We start from the raw sequence: 14,490 nt of genomic DNA, 5'->3' as shown, positions 1-14,490 counted from the left end.
GACGACGACGAGGGACGGGTAGGCGCGTGGCCGAGGCGGCAGACATTCAGGGGATCAGTCCTGCTCCTGCCCGCCGGTGGCTGCGGCGCACAGCATCCTTGATCGTCGCAGCGCCGCTCGTCGCCGCGCTGCTGGCCGGTACGGCCGCGCCCACGGCGCAGGCCGACGTGGCGAGCAGGGCTCCCACCGGCTCCAGCACCGTCGATGTGTCCCTGGACACTCTGGCTCCCAGCGCGCCGGTCAAGGGGGACACGCTCACCGTCTCCGGCACCCTGACCAACAGGAGCAAGGAATCGGTCACCGATGCCCGGGTCGATCTACGCGTCGGGCCGAGGCTCTTCGGCAGGACATCGATCGACGCTTCCACCGAGCGCACCGGGTATGTGCCCGGCAGCGATCCCGCGGCGATCGGCGGCAAGTACACAGTGGAATTCGCGAAGCTCCCTTCAGGCATCAGCCAGGACTTCACGCTGTCCGTGCCCGTCGACAAGCTGGGACTCGACGATGCGGGTGTCTACCAGATCGGTGTCTCCCTGTCCGGACGGACCGCCCGCGCCCCCTCCGAGCAGGTGCTCGGAATCCAGCGCACCTTCCTCCCCTGGCAGGCGGAGGAGAGCGATTCGAAAACTCGTGTCACCTATCTCTGGCCGCTGATCGCATCCGCGCATGTCACTGCCGAGACCGGCTCGGACGAGCAGCAGACACCAGTCTTCGCCGATGACGACCTGGCGGCCGAGATCGCTCCGGGCGGGCGCCTTGACCAGATGGTCTCGCTGGGCAGCCAGCTGCCCGTCACCTGGGTGATCGACCCGGATCTGCTGGCCGGCGTCGATGCGATGGCGAAGAACTACCGCGTCAAGGTCGGCGACACCACCGTTCCCGGGAAGAAGGAGAACCAGGCCGTCGCCAAGAAGTGGCTCAACTCACTGGAGACGGCGGTGGCGGACGGCAAGGTCGTGGCGCTGCCTTTCGCCGACCCGGATCTTGCGTCCATCGCGCACCGCGGCAAGAACGTCTCAGGGACCCTCAGCCACCTGCAGACCGCCACCGAGGTGGCCGGCACGACGGTGGAGACGATCCTGCACGTGAAGCCGTCCATCGACTTCGCATGGCCGGTCGACGGCGCGATCGATCCTTCGATCGTCGATGTCGCCACATCGGCTGGTGCCCACAACGTGATCGCCCGCAGTGACAGCCTCCAGGAAACAGGGCGGCTGCCGTACACACCGACCGCAGCCCGGCCGATCGGTGGCGGTACCACCGCCGTCGTGGCCGACTCCCGCCTCTCCAAGGCCTTCGAGGGAGACATGTCGCATGCGGAGGATTCCACTCTCGCCGTACAGAAGTTCCTCGCCACAACTCTCGCGCTGACCGAGCAGGACACGGACACCGAGCGCAGCATCGTCGTCGCGCCACAACGGATGCCGACCGCCGCGCAGGCGCAGTCGATGGCACGTGCACTGCACGCACTCGACGACGAACGGTGGACGCAGCCTCTCGACCTGGTGGGCGCGGCCGAGGCCGAGCCCGACGCCCAGGCGACGACGAGGGTCCCCGGAACCTCCCAGTACCCGAAGAGGCTCCGCAGCCAGGAGCTGCCCACCCAAGCCTTCCAGGACATCAAGTCCACGCAGATCTCGCTGAGCAGCTTCCAGGTCATCCTCACTCAGCCGGAGCGGGTGGTGACCCCCTTCGGCAACGCGATCAACCGGTCCATGTCGACGTCGTGGCGCGGCAGGTCGCTGGAGGCGCAGCAGTACCGGGATTCCGTACGCACGTATCTGCAGGGCCTCATCAACGAGGTGCAGCTCATTTCGAAGTCGGACGTCACGCTGTCCGGCCGCAGCGCCACGATCCCGGTGACCGTGCAGAACAGGCTGTTGCAGGATGTCGATCATCTAAAGCTCCGGCTGAAGTCGGAGAACGCGACGCGGCTCAGGCTGAACAACGGCGGCGCAGTGGCCGAGCAGCCGATCCGTATCGCCGGTGGCCACAGCCAGTCCGTGAAGTTCGACGCAGCTGCGAACGCCAACGGCCAGGTGCAGGTTGTGGCCCAGCTGTACACCGAGGACGGCATGCCGTACGGCGAAGAGATGACCTTCACGGTAAAGGTCTCCGAGGTCACACCCACCGTGCTGCTGGTGATCGCCGGCGGGCTGCTGATGCTGGTCCTCGCAGGTATCAGGATGTACACCCATCGCAAGCGCGCCAACGCAAGCGACCCTGCCGGAGATGACGGCGGTGAACCCGAGCAGCCGAGTGACCCGACGCCGGACACCGGTCCGGAAAGCGGGGAGCCGTCAGGCACGGGTGAGAAAGTAGACCGTTGAGCGATGTCTGTCGTGGCCGGTCGGCCGGGGACGATGAGGTGGGGTTTCGATGAACGCGCCGTACGACGGTGACCGGGGCCAGAGTGCGGGCGGAGATGGCTCTTCCGGTGGCCCTCCCGTGTCACCTGGCCCGGGCCAGGTGACACCGCCGCCCGACCCGTACGTCCAGGACGCGTACGACCGCGATCCGTACCACGCCCAGGATCTGTCCGCCCAGGACCCCGTGGCCGAGGCGCTGTACGACCGCGCCGCCCACCCGCCACCTCCCCCTGGCACGTACCAGCAGCCGCAGCCGCTCTACCAGCAGCCGCCTACAGCGCAGTACGCCCCCGATCCACGCATCTGGGCGCAGGCCCCGCCGCCCGAGCCCGCCGGCCCGTCCCGGCACCTGCCGTACGGGGAAGACGCGTCGACCACTCAGTTCGTCGGTGTGGACGACCTCGTCACCCAGGCGTCCGAGCACCATGAGGAACCGGACGCGTTCGCTCACCTGTTCCGGGATCAGGAGGGCCCGGCCGGGTCCCCCGTTCCGTCCGAGCCGGAACCGGCTCCGGCTCCGGCACCCGCCCCGCCGAAGTCCGGCGGCCGGGCCTCCGGCCTGCTGAAGTCCAGCGCGGTGATGGCGGCCGGCACACTCGTGTCCCGTCTTACCGGCTTCGTCCGCAGCCTGGTGATCACCGCCGCACTGGGTGCGGCGCTGCTCGGTGACAGCTTCACCATCGCCTACACGCTACCGACGATGATCTACATCCTCACCGTGGGCGGCGGGCTCAACTCGGTCTTCGTTCCCCAGCTTGTCCGTTCCATGAAGGACGACGAGGACGGCGGCGAGGCGTACGCCAACCGTCTGCTCACGCTCGTGATGGTCGCGCTCGGCGTGATCGTCGCGATCGCGGTCTTCGCCGCTCCCCTGCTGATCCATCTGATGTCGAGCACGATCGCGAACGATCCGGCGGCCGACAATGTGGCCACCACCTTTGCCCGGTACTGCCTGCCGACCATCTTCTTCATGGGCGTGCACGTGGTGATGGGCCAGATCCTCAACGCCCGCGGAAAGTTCGGCGCGATGATGTGGACCCCGGTCCTCAACAACATCGTCATGATCTTCACGTTCGGCATGTTCATCTGGGTCTACGGCACCTCTGCCGAATCCCACATGGGTGTGCAGACGATTCCGCCGGAGGGCGTCCGGCTGCTGGGTATCGGCACACTGCTCGGCCTTGTCGTCCAGGCCCTGGCGATGATTCCGTACCTACGCGAGGCCGGCTTCCGCTTCCGTCCGCGCTTCGACTGGAAGGGCCACGGGCTCGGCAAGACGGTCAAGCTGGCCAAGTGGACCGTTCTGTTCGTCTTCGCCAACCAGGCCGGTGTACTGGTCGTCACGCAGCTCGCAACCGCTGCCGGTAAGGCTTCCGACAAGAACGGCACGGGTTTCCTCGCCTACTCCAATGCCCAGCTGATCTGGGGCATGCCTCAGGCGATCATCACCGTTTCGGTCATGGCAGCCCTGCTGCCCCGTATCTCCCGGGCCGCCCACGACAACGACCCGGGCGCAGTCCGTGACGACATCTCACAGGGGCTGCGCAACTCCGCCGTGGCGATCGTGCCGGTCGCCTTCGCGTTCCTCGCGCTGGGCGTACCGATGTGCACGCTGCTGTACTCCTCCAGCGGCACCGAGGCCGCCAGGTCCATGGGTTTCATCCTGATGGCCTTCGCCCTCGGCCTCATCCCGTACTCCGTGCAGTACGTGGTGCTCCGTGGCTTCTACGCCTACGAGGACACCCGCACACCCTTCTACAACACGGTCATCGTCGCCGGGGTCAACGCCGCCGCCTCCGCTCTCTGCTACGCGGTGCTTCCGGCCCAGTGGGCGGTCGTCGGCATGGCGGCTTCGTACGGGCTGGCCTATGCCGTCGGCGTGGGCATCGCCTGGCGCCGACTGCGCAACCGGCTGGGCGGCGATCTGGACGGCGCACACGTCGTCCGTACCTACGCCCGTCTGTGCCTCGCGGCGATTCCTGCGGCGATTCTCGGCGGTGGCGTGGGCTTCGCACTGCTCCAGGCACTGGGCGAGGGTGCCTTCGGTTCGCTGATCGCGCTGCTCTGCGGTGGGATCGTACTGATGGGGGTCTTCTTCGTCGCGGCAAAGCGCATGCGGATCGAAGAGATCAACGGCATGGTCGGGATGGTCCGGGGGCGGCTCGGACGCTGAGGATCAGTCCACCCGCACAACCATCGCCGGTCTCCGTGTGTCGTGCATAGCGCTGGAGTGTGGGCACAATTGGCGTGACTGTGCAGAGCTGGCTGGCGCGCAACGGATGGGGAGGCAGGAACGACGGTGGCGGAACGTAGCACGGCTGCCGTCGACGTGGCCGACAACAGCGGCGATGAGCCGCTGGCCGCCAAGGCGGACGAGGCCACGACCGACGGGACGGCAGAAGCCCAGGAAACGGCGGGCACCAGCCCCCAGGACGCAGACGATGAGCAAAGCAGCTCAGAGGCCGCCTCGGCGACCCCGGATCTGCACAGCGGCCACAGACTTGCCCAGCGGTACCGGCTGGAAGAGTGCGTCACCCGTCTGGACGGATTCAGCAGCTGGCGTGCCGTCGACGAGAAGCTGCGCCGCGCGGTGGGTGTCCATCTGCTCCCCGCGGACCACCCGCGAGCCCGCTCCGTGCTGGCTGCGGCCCGGTCCTCCGCCCTGCTCGGCGACCCCCGCTTCGTGCAGGTCCTCGACGCGGTCGAGGAGGACGACCTCGTCTACGTCGTCCATGAATGGCTTCCCGACGCCACTGAGCTCACGGCTCTGCTGGCCTCCGGCCCCATGGACGCTCACGACGCGTACCAGATGGTCAGCCAGATCTCCCAGGCCATGGCGGCCGCGCACCGTGAGGGCCTCGCGCATCTGAGGCTCACTCCGGGAGCGGTGCTGCGGAGCTCGACCGGTCAGTACCGGATCCGCGGCCTCGCGGTTAACGCTGCCTTGCGCGGCATCACCGCAGAGCGTCCTCAGCGCACGGACACAGAAGCGATCGGCGCCCTGCTCTACGCCGCGCTGACACTGCGCTGGCCGTACGAGAACGACGCGTACGGTCTCTCCGGACTGCCCAAGGGCGTGGGGCTGATCGCCCCCGACCAGGTGCGGGCCGGCATACACCGCGGCCTCTCCGAACTCGCCATGCGCGCCCTGGCCAACGACGGCGCCACCGCCTCCCGGCAGGAACAGCCGTGCACCACCCCGGACGACCTCGCCAAGGCCGTCGCGGCGATGCCGCGCATCCGCCCGCCCGAGCCCACGTTCACCGCTCCGCCCGAGTACCAGCGGACCACGTACCAGCAAGGCACCTACGGGCGCCCGGCCAGGCCCGGCGTCGGCGTGACGCAGCCGGTGCTCGCCGCGCCCCCCGCCCCGCTCCAGAGCCGTACCGGCAAGGTCCTCAAATGGGCCGTGTCCGCATTGCTGATCGCGGCCCTGGGCCTCGGTAGCTGGCAGCTCGCAGAGACGCTCCTCGACCGCGACAACGACCCGGGGAATCCCGGCAGCACACAGACCAACCCGGAGAACGGTGACAAGCACGCTCCCGCTCCGCCCAAGCCGCTGCGGATCGTCGAAGCGACGGAGTTCATGCCCGGCGGCTCGGGGATAAAGCAGGAGGACGTGCCCTATGCCGTGGACGGGAAGTCAGACACCGCCTGGATCACCCCTCAGTACAAGGGCTACGCGAATTTCGGCAACCTCGCGAACCGCAAGCAAGGCAGCGGCATAGTCGTTGACCTCGGCAGTGTGCAGGACGTCAGAGGCATCAAGATCGAGATGTATCGCAGTGGGCAGAAGGCCGAAGTGCTGGCCGCCGACAAGAGCGCATCCGCGCCGTCGTCCCTCTCCGACTTCTCACACCGCCTCACGGAGCTCGCTACGGCCGGGGGCGGCCTGGAGAAGAACCTCGACGAACCGATGCGGACCCGCTACATCCTGATCCACATCACCGAACTTCCGCCGGATGGGTCAGCGAGCCTCTTCCGCGGCGGTATCTCGGAAATCTCCGTTCTCGGCTGACGGCACAGGCCGACAGGGATTCGTCCTCCCCGTCGGCCTGCCGCGCGAGCAGCTGCGGACGACCACAGCACTCACCGGACCCAGCTTCCTCATCCCTCTGACCCCGCTCGCCTGAATCGTGATAGACAGACGAACCTGACGCACAGAGGGAGGGAGGGGTGGTGGCCGCCGAGCCCTCAGAGCCACTCAGCGACTTAGACCTCCTCGCTCGTCACGTAGCCGGTGAACCGGACGCCTTCAGTGAACTCGTAAGGCGCCACCGCGACCGGCTTTGGGCCGTGGCCCTGCGGACGCTGGGAGACCGCGAGGAAGCAGCCGACGCGGTCCAGGACGCCCTGGTCTCCGCCTTCCGGGCAGCTCATACCTTCCGCGGCCAGTCTGCCGTCACTACCTGGCTGCATCGCATCACGGTCAACGCCTGCCTCGACCGGGTCCGCAAGGCGACCTCACGCAAGACCTCACCCGTCGACGACACCGAGCGACTCGAACAACTTCTGGAGCCCCACGAGTCCGCCGAGGCACCAGCCGAACGTCAGGATCTTCACCGCGAACTTCTGGCGGCGCTCGGGACCCTTCCCGCCGAACAACGGGCCGCACTGGTTCTCGTGGACATGCAGGGCTATCCCGTGGCGGAGGCCGCCCGAATCCTCGAGGTGCCGACAGGCACTGTGAAGAGTCGCTGTGCACGAGGCCGAGCCCGGCTGGCCCCCCTCCTCGCCCACCTCCGCGGTGAAGTCGGAGAGAGCAGTGAACTCGGCGTGGGAAGGAACCGGACACAGAGGGCATCCGTCCCACCCGCATCGAGGCCAAAGGATGCAGAGAACAGCGACCCTGCTGGAGTGAAGGGCGGAGGTGGGCGCACATGACATCAACGTCCGACACGACGCAGCACCCGGACGTCTCGGAGATCTCCGAGCTCACCGAAGGGCTGCTCTCGCCGTCCCGTACAGCGGAAGTACGCCGCCACGTGGACGACTGCGAACTCTGTGGCGACGTCCGGTCCACCCTCGAAGAAATTCGCGGACTGCTCGGCACTCTGCCCGCTCCCGCGCGGATGCCCGATGACGTCGCAGACCGTATTGATGCCGAACTGGTCGCCGAGGCAGATGTTTCACGTGAAACAGAGACCGCCACAGAGCAGGTTCAGGAAGCGGGAAGGGACAAGGCGCGGGGCCCGGGCGCGGAGAACAGGGCGGTTCAGTCCAACGCTGCGGACCGTCCCGCAGGGCACCCTCGGGCCATCGGAGGTCCCGGGCGCCGGTCGGCCCCGCGCCGCCGTCGCATCATCTTCGGCACAGCGCTCGGCGCGGCCGCGGTGGGCATGAGTGTTCTCATGCTGCAGATGGTCCAGCCGTCCCAGAACTCCTCAGGGGCCAAAGCTGCGGATATGGGCGCCAGTGACTCGAAAACGGGGGAGAGCGCATTCTCGGGCTCCCCGCTCGACCAGCGCGTACACACGCTCCTGAGTAATGCCGAGGCGCCGCCTTCCAAGCCTCCCAACGCCGACAAGCAGGCTCCGTCCGTCGATGTCCAGTCGACCCCGGCAGGCGAGTCCCCTGCGGCCTCATCCTCCGACACGCCGCTGCGTGTTCCCGTCGCATCCATCCCCGCCTGCGTACACCTGGGCACTGGACGAAAGACTGCCGCCCTCGCTGTCGAGGAAGGCACTTACGAGGGCATCCACGCCTTCCTCGTCGTTCTGCCGCACGAAAGCGACACCACCCTCGTCCAGGCCTATGTCATCGATGCGAGCTGTGTCCACACAGACCCCGCAGGCAGGGGCGATCTTCTCCTGACTCGCGCCTACGCCCGCCCCTGAAAATGGCACCGCCTGCCGCTCCGGCACGTCGGGAATGCATCCCCCGTAGGATCCGTTGGGTGGGGTGAGAGTCGTTGAACCGACCCCAGTAGGCGTGGACAGTAGGCAGTCTGCAGAGACGAGGAAGAAACCCGTGAGCGACGTCCGTAATGTGATCATCATTGGCTCCGGCCCTGCGGGCTACACCGCCGCCCTTTACACCGCGCGTGCGTCGCTGAAGCCCCTGGTCTTCGAGGGCGCCGTCACCGCCGGTGGCGCGCTGATGAACACCACCGACGTGGAGAACTTCCCCGGCTTCCAGGACGGGATCATGGGCCCCGAACTCATGGACAACATGCGCGCCCAAGCGGAGCGCTTCGGCGCCGAGCTCATTCCCGACGATGTGATCGCCGTCGACCTCACCGGAGACATCAAGACCGTCACCGACACGGCCGGTACGGTGCACCGCGCCAAGGCTGTCATCGTCACCACCGGCTCCCAGCACCGCAAGCTCGGCCTGCCCAACGAGGATGCGCTCTCCGGACGCGGAGTCTCCTGGTGCGCCACCTGTGACGGCTTCTTCTTCAAGGACCAGGACATCGCTGTGGTCGGCGGCGGCGACACCGCTATGGAAGAGGCGACGTTCCTCTCCCGCTTCGCCAAGTCGGTCACGATCGTCCACCGCCGCGACTCGCTGCGTGCCTCCAAGGCCATGCAGGAGCGTGCCTTCGCCGACCCGAAGATCAAGTTCGCCTGGGACAGCGAGGTCGCCGGGGTTCACGGCGAGCAGAAGCTCTCCGGTCTGACCCTGCGCAACACCAAGACCGGCGAGACGTCCGAGCTTGCGGTGACCGGTCTGTTCATCGCTGTCGGCCATGACCCGCGTACCGAGCTCTTCAAGAGCCAGCTCGACCTCGACGACGAGGGCTACCTCAAGGTCGACGCTCCCTCGACGCGCACCAACCTGACCGGCGTCTTCGGCGCCGGCGATGTCGTCGACCACACGTACCGGCAGGCCATCACCGCTGCCGGCACCGGCTGCTCCGCCGCCCTCGACGCCGAGCGCTTCCTTGCTGTGCTCGCCGACGAGGAAAAGGCCGCTGCGGCAGCTGTCTGATCCACGCCTCTCACCCCCACACCCCGCGAAGTTAAGGAGGCCGCCGTGGCCGGCGCCCTGAAGAACGTGACTGACGACTCTTTTGACGAGGACGTCCTGAAGAGCGAGAAGCCTGTGCTGGTGGACTTCTGGGCCGCCTGGTGCGGCCCGTGCCGCCAGATCGCTCCCTCGCTGGAGGCAATCGCGGCTGAGCACGGCGACAAGATCGAGATCGTCAAGCTCAACATCGACGAGAACCCGGCGACCGCTGCCAAGTACGGCGTGATGTCGATCCCGACGCTGAATGTGTATCAGGGCGGCGAGGTCGCCAAGACCATCGTCGGCGCCAAGCCGAAGGCCGCAATCCTCCGCGACCTCGAGGGCTTCATCGCCGAGTAGGACCACGGTGCGCTGTTTCACGTGAAACGGGTCCGTCCCCTCGAGGGGACGGACCCGTTTCACGTTCTCCCGAGTTCTCGGATCACAGCGGGCGCAGTGCTGGTTCCTTCTGCACGGCGCCCAGCAATCGATCCAGTGCCAGTTCGACGTCTTCCTTCCATGAGAGCGTCGTGCGCAGCTCCAGTCTCAGCCGTGGATACACCGGATGCGGGCGTACGGTCTTGAAGCCCACCGCCAGCAGGTGATCAGCGGGAAGGACACAGGCCGGCTCCTTCCACCGGGCATCACCGAACGCCTCGATCGCCTTGAACCCTCGCCGCAGCAGGTCCTTGGCGACGGTCTGCACCATGACCCGCCCCAGACCCTGACCCTGGTAGCCGGGCGTGATCCACGCGGTCATCAACTGCACGGCATCGGAGGATACGGGGCTGGTAGGAAAGGCCGTCGAGCGCGGCACATAAGCCGGTGGCGCATAAAGAACGAAGCCGACCGGTACATCGTCCACGTAGATGACCCTGCCGCAAGATCCCCACTCCAGCAGGACAGCCGAGATCCACGCTTCCTTTTCCAGCTCCGGGGTTCCCGCCTTTACCGCAGCTTCCCCACTGACCGGATCAAGCTCCCAGAAGACACACGAGCGGCAGCGCTTGGGGAGATCGGGAAGGTTATCCAGTGTGAGCGGTACGAGCCGCCGTCCCATGAAGGCTGTTCCTCGCTTCCTTCGCCCGCCGCATCCCGTGCGGTGGTCAGTGCACTCCGTTCGCGGAGCAGGCCGCCGACAAACCCTCCGACGGCTCCCAAGCCCAGCCCCACTGTCACCAGCCGGCTGCGGCTCACTGATCGCATGGCCCTCCCTCCGCCGAGGTGGATCAAGCTGGATGTGCTATATCAGAACGAATCGTATCCACCCCGAGACGAAGCCGACACCGTGGGAAAGCAAAGGGCGGGCTGTGTTCGGGTAAGCATCCGGACACAGCCCGCCACATGGCCCATTCGGCGGGTGTCAGCCCTCGCCGTCCTCTGCCGCTTCCTCGGAAAGGCGCGGCTCCAGCACGCGGCCCTCACCCGGCGCCAGACTGCCGAGAATGCGGTCCAGATCCTCCATCGAGGCGAACTCGACGACGATCTTCCCCTTCTTCTGTCCGAGGTCGACCTTCACCCTGGTCTCGAAGCGGTCCGAGAGCCGGGAAGCGAGATCGGAGAGAGCGGGAGACAGCCGGCCACCGGCCCGGGGCCCCTTGGCCTTCGGGGTACTGGTGTTCCGGGAACCCATCAGGGTCACGATCTCCTCGACCGCACGTACGGAGAGACCTTCAGCCACGATGCGATGGGCCAGCCGATCCTGCTCCTCCGAGTCGTCCACGGACAGCAGCGCTCTGGCATGCCCGGCCGACAGCACCCCGGCAGCGACCCTGCGCTGCACAGGCGGCGAGAGCCGCAGCAGACGCAGCGTGTTCGACACCTGCGGGCGCGACCGCCCGATCCGGTCGGCCAGCTGGTCATGCGTGCACTTGAAGTCCTTGAGCAGCTGGTCGTACGCGGCTGCCTCCTCCAGCGGGTTCAGCTGAGCCCGGTGGAGGTTCTCCAGAAGTGCGTCCAGGAGCAGCTTCTCGTCGTCCGTGGCCCGCACAATGGCCGGGATGCGCTCCAGACCCGCCTCACGGCAGGCCCTCCAGCGCCGCTCACCCATGATGAGCTCGTAGCGCTCCGGTCCCAGCTTCCGCACGACGACAGGCTGGAGGAGACCGACCTCCTTGATGGAGGTGACCAGCTCGGCAAGCGCGTCCTCGTCGAACACCTCGCGAGGCTGCCGCGGGTTCGGAGTGATGGAGCCGAGGAGGACCTCGGCGAAGTACGCTCCCGCAGCGTTCGTCGCCTCGGAGGAGGCTTCGGGCTGCGAGACGGGCGCACTCGGTCCTGGTACAGCGGGAGCGGCCGCGAGCGTGGTCACCTTGGCAGCGGCCACCCCTCGCTCGGCCGTCATCACAGGGCTCGCGCCTGGCGAAGCCGCGCCCGGCTCGGAGGCCGGCACCCGACGTTCCTGCGGGGCAGCGGGAATCAGTGCGCCGAGCCCACGCCCCAATCCTCTACGACGCTCACTCACTGGATCCCCTCCGAAATGTTCTGCTGGCTGTTCTGGCTGCCCGAATGGGCATGCTGGGCCTCGTAGTGCACCCCGACCCCCCGCAGGGCAATCTCACGAGCTGCTTCGAGATACGACAGAGACCCGCTGGAACCCGGGTCGTAGGTCAGCACGGTCTGCCCGTAACTCGGTGCCTCCGAGATTCGCACCGACCGGGGGATGCTCGTGCGCAGCACCTCCTTGCCGAAGTGGCTGCGCACCTCTTCCGCCACTTGGGAAGCGAGCCTGGTCCTGCCGTCGTACATGGTGAGAAGGATCGTCGACACATGCAGGTCGGGGTTCAGATGTCCCCGGACGAGATCGACGTTCCTCAGCAGCTGCCCCAGTCCTTCCAGCGCGTAGTACTCGCACTGAATGGGGATCAGGACCTCGGCGCCGGCAACCATGGCGTTGACCGTCAGCAGACCGAGCGAAGGCGGGCAGTCGATAAGGATGTAATCCAGCGGCTGCTCGTACGCCTGGATCGCTCGCTGCAGTCGGCTCTCCCGCGCCACCAGCGACACCAGTTCGATCTCCGCACCGGCGAGATCGATGGTGGCGGGCGCACAGAAAAGACCTTCGACGTCCGGCACGGGCTGCACCACGTCGGAGAGCGGCTTGCTCTCCACCAGGACGTCATAGATAGAGGGAACTTCGGCATGATGGTCAATGCCCAGGGCAGTGGAGGCGTTCCCCTGTGGGTCGAGGTCGACCACGAGAACACGTGCACCATGCAGTGCCAGCGAGGCGGCAAGATTGACCGTCGTTGTCGTCTTTCCCACTCCGCCCTTCTGGTTGGCCACCACCATGACGCGTGTCTGGTCAGGACGGGGCAGCCCCTCGCCGGCGCGGCCGAGGGCTTCGACCGCCAGCTGGGCCGCACGACCGATGGGTGTGTCATCCATCGGCGGCGGTGTTTCACGTGAAACACCGTCCCCCGCCGATTCGGTTCGGGGACCGGGGACCGGATCGGTCATCGGTCCCGCGATGTTGGCGTCGGACCGCAAGGATTCACTCTCCTCGACTTCAGGCTCGCAATGAGCAGAGCCTGCCATGCTTTCGGGGTCGCGAACCAGCGAGGCCCGCTCTTCTGTGGATGAATCCACTTCTGTGGACAACTCCGTAGCCCTAACGGGCCTGCGATGGCGCGGAGCGGCAGCCGCGCGGCCGCGGCTGATGATTCCATGCAGCAGAGAGCGACGTTTCACGTGAAACACGATGCCCCTGCAGCCTAGCTACAGGGGCACGACACTCCGCACAGAGTACGTATGGCTGGTTGTGCTGAGCATTACTGATGGACGGCACGAACCGCACGTAACGACCGATTCAGCAGTGTGACTACACGGTTCAGCGCCGCCGCCGCGTGCGGCTTACCCTTGCGGCCTTGGCCTTCTTTGCGGCGAACCTCACACCACCCGGGCTTTCACCAACCACCACGCGCACCACGGTGGACATCGGTTCGACCACGCCCTCGCCGACGTGCAACACCTCGGTCTCCACCACCCCGAGCTTGCTCAGAGCCGCCCGCGCACCGTTGATCTCCTCCTCGGCGGTGTCGCCCTTGAGCGCCAGCATCTCCCCGTAGGGGCGTAGCAGTGGCACACCCCAGCCGGCGAGTCGATCGAGCGGTGCGACAGCACGGGCCGTGACGACATGCACCGGCTGAAGCGTCCCCAGGACTTCCTCGGCCCGGCCACGGACGACGGTCACATGGTCCAGCCCGAGCAGCTCGACGACTTCCTGGAGAAAGTTCGTCCGCCGAAGCAGCGGCTCCAGCAAGGTGATCTTCAAATCGGGACGCACCAGCGCCAGCGGAATCCCCGGAAGGCCCGCTCCGGAGCCCACGTCGCAGACTGTGACGCCTTCGGGTACGACCTCAGAGAGCACCGCGCAGTTCAACAGATGCCGTTCCCACAGCCGAGGCACTTCGCGGGGACCGATCAGACCACGCTTGACCCCGGCATCGGCAAGGAGCTCCGCGTACCGGACAGCCTCCGGGAAGAACTCGCCGAAAACTGCCCGCGCCTCTTCAGGCGCCTGGGGAAGCTCTACTTCCGCCGTCACGGGAACCGTCCTTCCATACCGCACTACCGCACTGTGGGTGGCTGACTATCAGGCTGACAAAGATCGGCCCCGCCTGCGAACAGACGGGGCCGACAGAACAAGGGTCCGGTCAGGCCGGGAGAACGACGACGAAGCGCTGCGGCTCCTCGCCCTCCGACTCACTGCGCAGACCTGCGGCCGCAACCGCATCATGCACAACCTTGCGCTCGAACGGCGTCATCGGGTCCAGCTTCACCGGCTCACCGGTTTCCTTGACCTCGTCCGCGGCCTTGGCACCCAGCTCGGCCAGGACCGCACGCTTCTTGGCCCGGAAGCCTGCGATGTCCAGCATCAGACGGCTGCGGTCACCGGTCTCCCGGTGCACAGCCAGTCGCGTCAGCTCCTGGAGTGCCTCCAGCACCTCACCGTCGCGGCCCACGAGCTTCTGCAGTTCACGTGCCGAGTCGCTGATGATCGAGACTGCGGCCCGGTCCGCCTCGACGTCCATGTCGATGTCACCGTCAAGGTCGGCGATGTCGAGCAGGCCTTCGAGGTAGTCGGCCGCGATCTCCCCTTCCTGCTCAAGACGGGTCAAGGTGTCGCTGCCCTCAGCGGCCGTGGAGGTGGTGCCTTCCGTCACGGATG

12 protein-coding genes are annotated in these 14,490 nt (G+C 66.9%); 7 read left to right on the top strand and 5 right to left on the bottom strand.

The features are described 5' to 3' along the window. The first annotated feature begins 26 nt into the window (after positions 1-26). The 7 genes from AB0I23_RS14055 to trxA all read left to right on the top strand — a co-directional run bounded on the left by AB0I23_RS14055 (position 27) and on the right by trxA (position 9,680). Entirely contained in the window at positions 27-2,330 is a 2,304-nt protein-coding gene (locus tag AB0I23_RS14055; RefSeq protein WP_359109462.1) for a DUF6049 family protein, read from the top strand. 49 nt (positions 2,331-2,379) lie between these two features. Continuing rightward, positions 2,380-4,542: a murein biosynthesis integral membrane protein MurJ gene (gene murJ / locus AB0I23_RS14050; protein ID WP_359109461.1), complete on the top strand. Its 2,163-nt coding sequence runs from the start codon at positions 2,380-2,382 to the stop codon at positions 4,540-4,542. A gap of 126 nt (positions 4,543-4,668) precedes the next feature. After that, positions 4,669-6,387 (top strand): serine/threonine protein kinase, encoded by a 1,719-nt coding sequence (locus tag AB0I23_RS14045; protein WP_359109460.1) that lies wholly within the window; start codon positions 4,669-4,671, stop codon positions 6,385-6,387. 161 nt (positions 6,388-6,548) lie between these two features. After that, positions 6,549-7,253 carry an RNA polymerase sigma factor SigM gene (sigM, locus tag AB0I23_RS14040; protein ID WP_359109485.1) on the top strand — a complete coding sequence of 235 codons (705 nt, stop codon included), beginning with the start codon at positions 6,549-6,551 and terminating at the stop codon, positions 7,251-7,253. Positions 7,254-7,354: 101 nt separating this feature from the next. Further along, on the top strand, positions 7,355-8,206 hold the full coding sequence (locus tag AB0I23_RS14035; RefSeq protein ID WP_359109459.1) for a hypothetical protein: 852 nt from the start codon (positions 7,355-7,357) through the stop codon (positions 8,204-8,206). Between the two features lie 133 nt (positions 8,207-8,339). Next, the gene (trxB, locus tag AB0I23_RS14030) at positions 8,340-9,302 is read left to right on the top strand and encodes a thioredoxin-disulfide reductase (protein WP_359109458.1); all 963 of its coding nucleotides are present in this window, start codon (positions 8,340-8,342) and stop codon (positions 9,300-9,302) included. Between the two features lie 45 nt (positions 9,303-9,347). After that, on the top strand, positions 9,348-9,680 hold the full coding sequence (gene trxA, locus AB0I23_RS14025) for a thioredoxin (RefSeq protein ID WP_030930508.1): 333 nt from the start codon (positions 9,348-9,350) through the stop codon (positions 9,678-9,680). Between the two features lie 82 nt (positions 9,681-9,762). On the opposite strand, the gene AB0I23_RS14020 is transcribed toward trxA, so the two are convergent. From AB0I23_RS14020 to AB0I23_RS14000, 5 genes are all read right to left on the bottom strand, one after another. Further along, positions 9,763-10,380: a GNAT family N-acetyltransferase gene (locus AB0I23_RS14020; RefSeq protein ID WP_359109457.1), complete on the bottom strand. Its 618-nt coding sequence runs from the start codon at positions 10,378-10,380 to the stop codon at positions 9,763-9,765. 303 nt (positions 10,381-10,683) lie between these two features. Beyond that, positions 10,684-11,784, bottom strand: coding sequence for a ParB/RepB/Spo0J family partition protein (locus AB0I23_RS14015; protein ID WP_359109456.1), 1,101 nt, complete (start codon positions 11,782-11,784; stop codon positions 10,684-10,686). After that, on the bottom strand, positions 11,781-12,857 hold the full coding sequence (locus AB0I23_RS14010; RefSeq protein ID WP_359109484.1) for a ParA family protein: 1,077 nt from the start codon (positions 12,855-12,857) through the stop codon (positions 11,781-11,783). Before AB0I23_RS14010 ends, AB0I23_RS14015 begins: the two co-directional genes overlap by 4 nt. Positions 12,858-13,149: 292 nt before the next feature. Beyond that, entirely contained in the window at positions 13,150-13,866 is a 717-nt protein-coding gene (gene rsmG, locus AB0I23_RS14005; RefSeq protein ID WP_359109455.1) for a 16S rRNA (guanine(527)-N(7))-methyltransferase RsmG, read from the bottom strand. Between the two features lie 109 nt (positions 13,867-13,975). Further along, positions 13,976-14,485: a protein jag gene (locus AB0I23_RS14000; RefSeq protein WP_359109454.1), complete on the bottom strand. Its 510-nt coding sequence runs from the start codon at positions 14,483-14,485 to the stop codon at positions 13,976-13,978. Positions 14,486-14,490 lie beyond the last annotated feature (5 nt).

This window comes from Streptomyces atratus, from assembly GCF_040655115.1.
Lineage (GTDB): Bacteria > Actinomycetota > Actinomycetes > Streptomycetales > Streptomycetaceae > Streptomyces > Streptomyces atratus_D.
The sequence above is the reverse complement of the archived record's forward strand: the minus strand, read 5'-3'. Positions and strand labels throughout refer to the sequence as shown.

What these genes read in the sequence shown, in the direction of transcription:
- murJ (WP_359109461.1), top strand. Translation starts at nt 2,380, where the DNA reads ATGAACGCGCCGTACGACGGTGACCGGGGCCAGAGTGCGGGCGGAGAT.
- AB0I23_RS14020 (WP_359109457.1), bottom strand. Translation starts at nt 10,380, where the DNA reads ATGGGACGGCGGCTCGTACCGCTCACACTGGATAACCTTCCCGATCTC.
- AB0I23_RS14010 (WP_359109484.1), bottom strand. Translation starts at nt 12,857, where the DNA reads ATGGCAGGCTCTGCTCATTGCGAGCCTGAAGTCGAGGAGAGTGAATCC.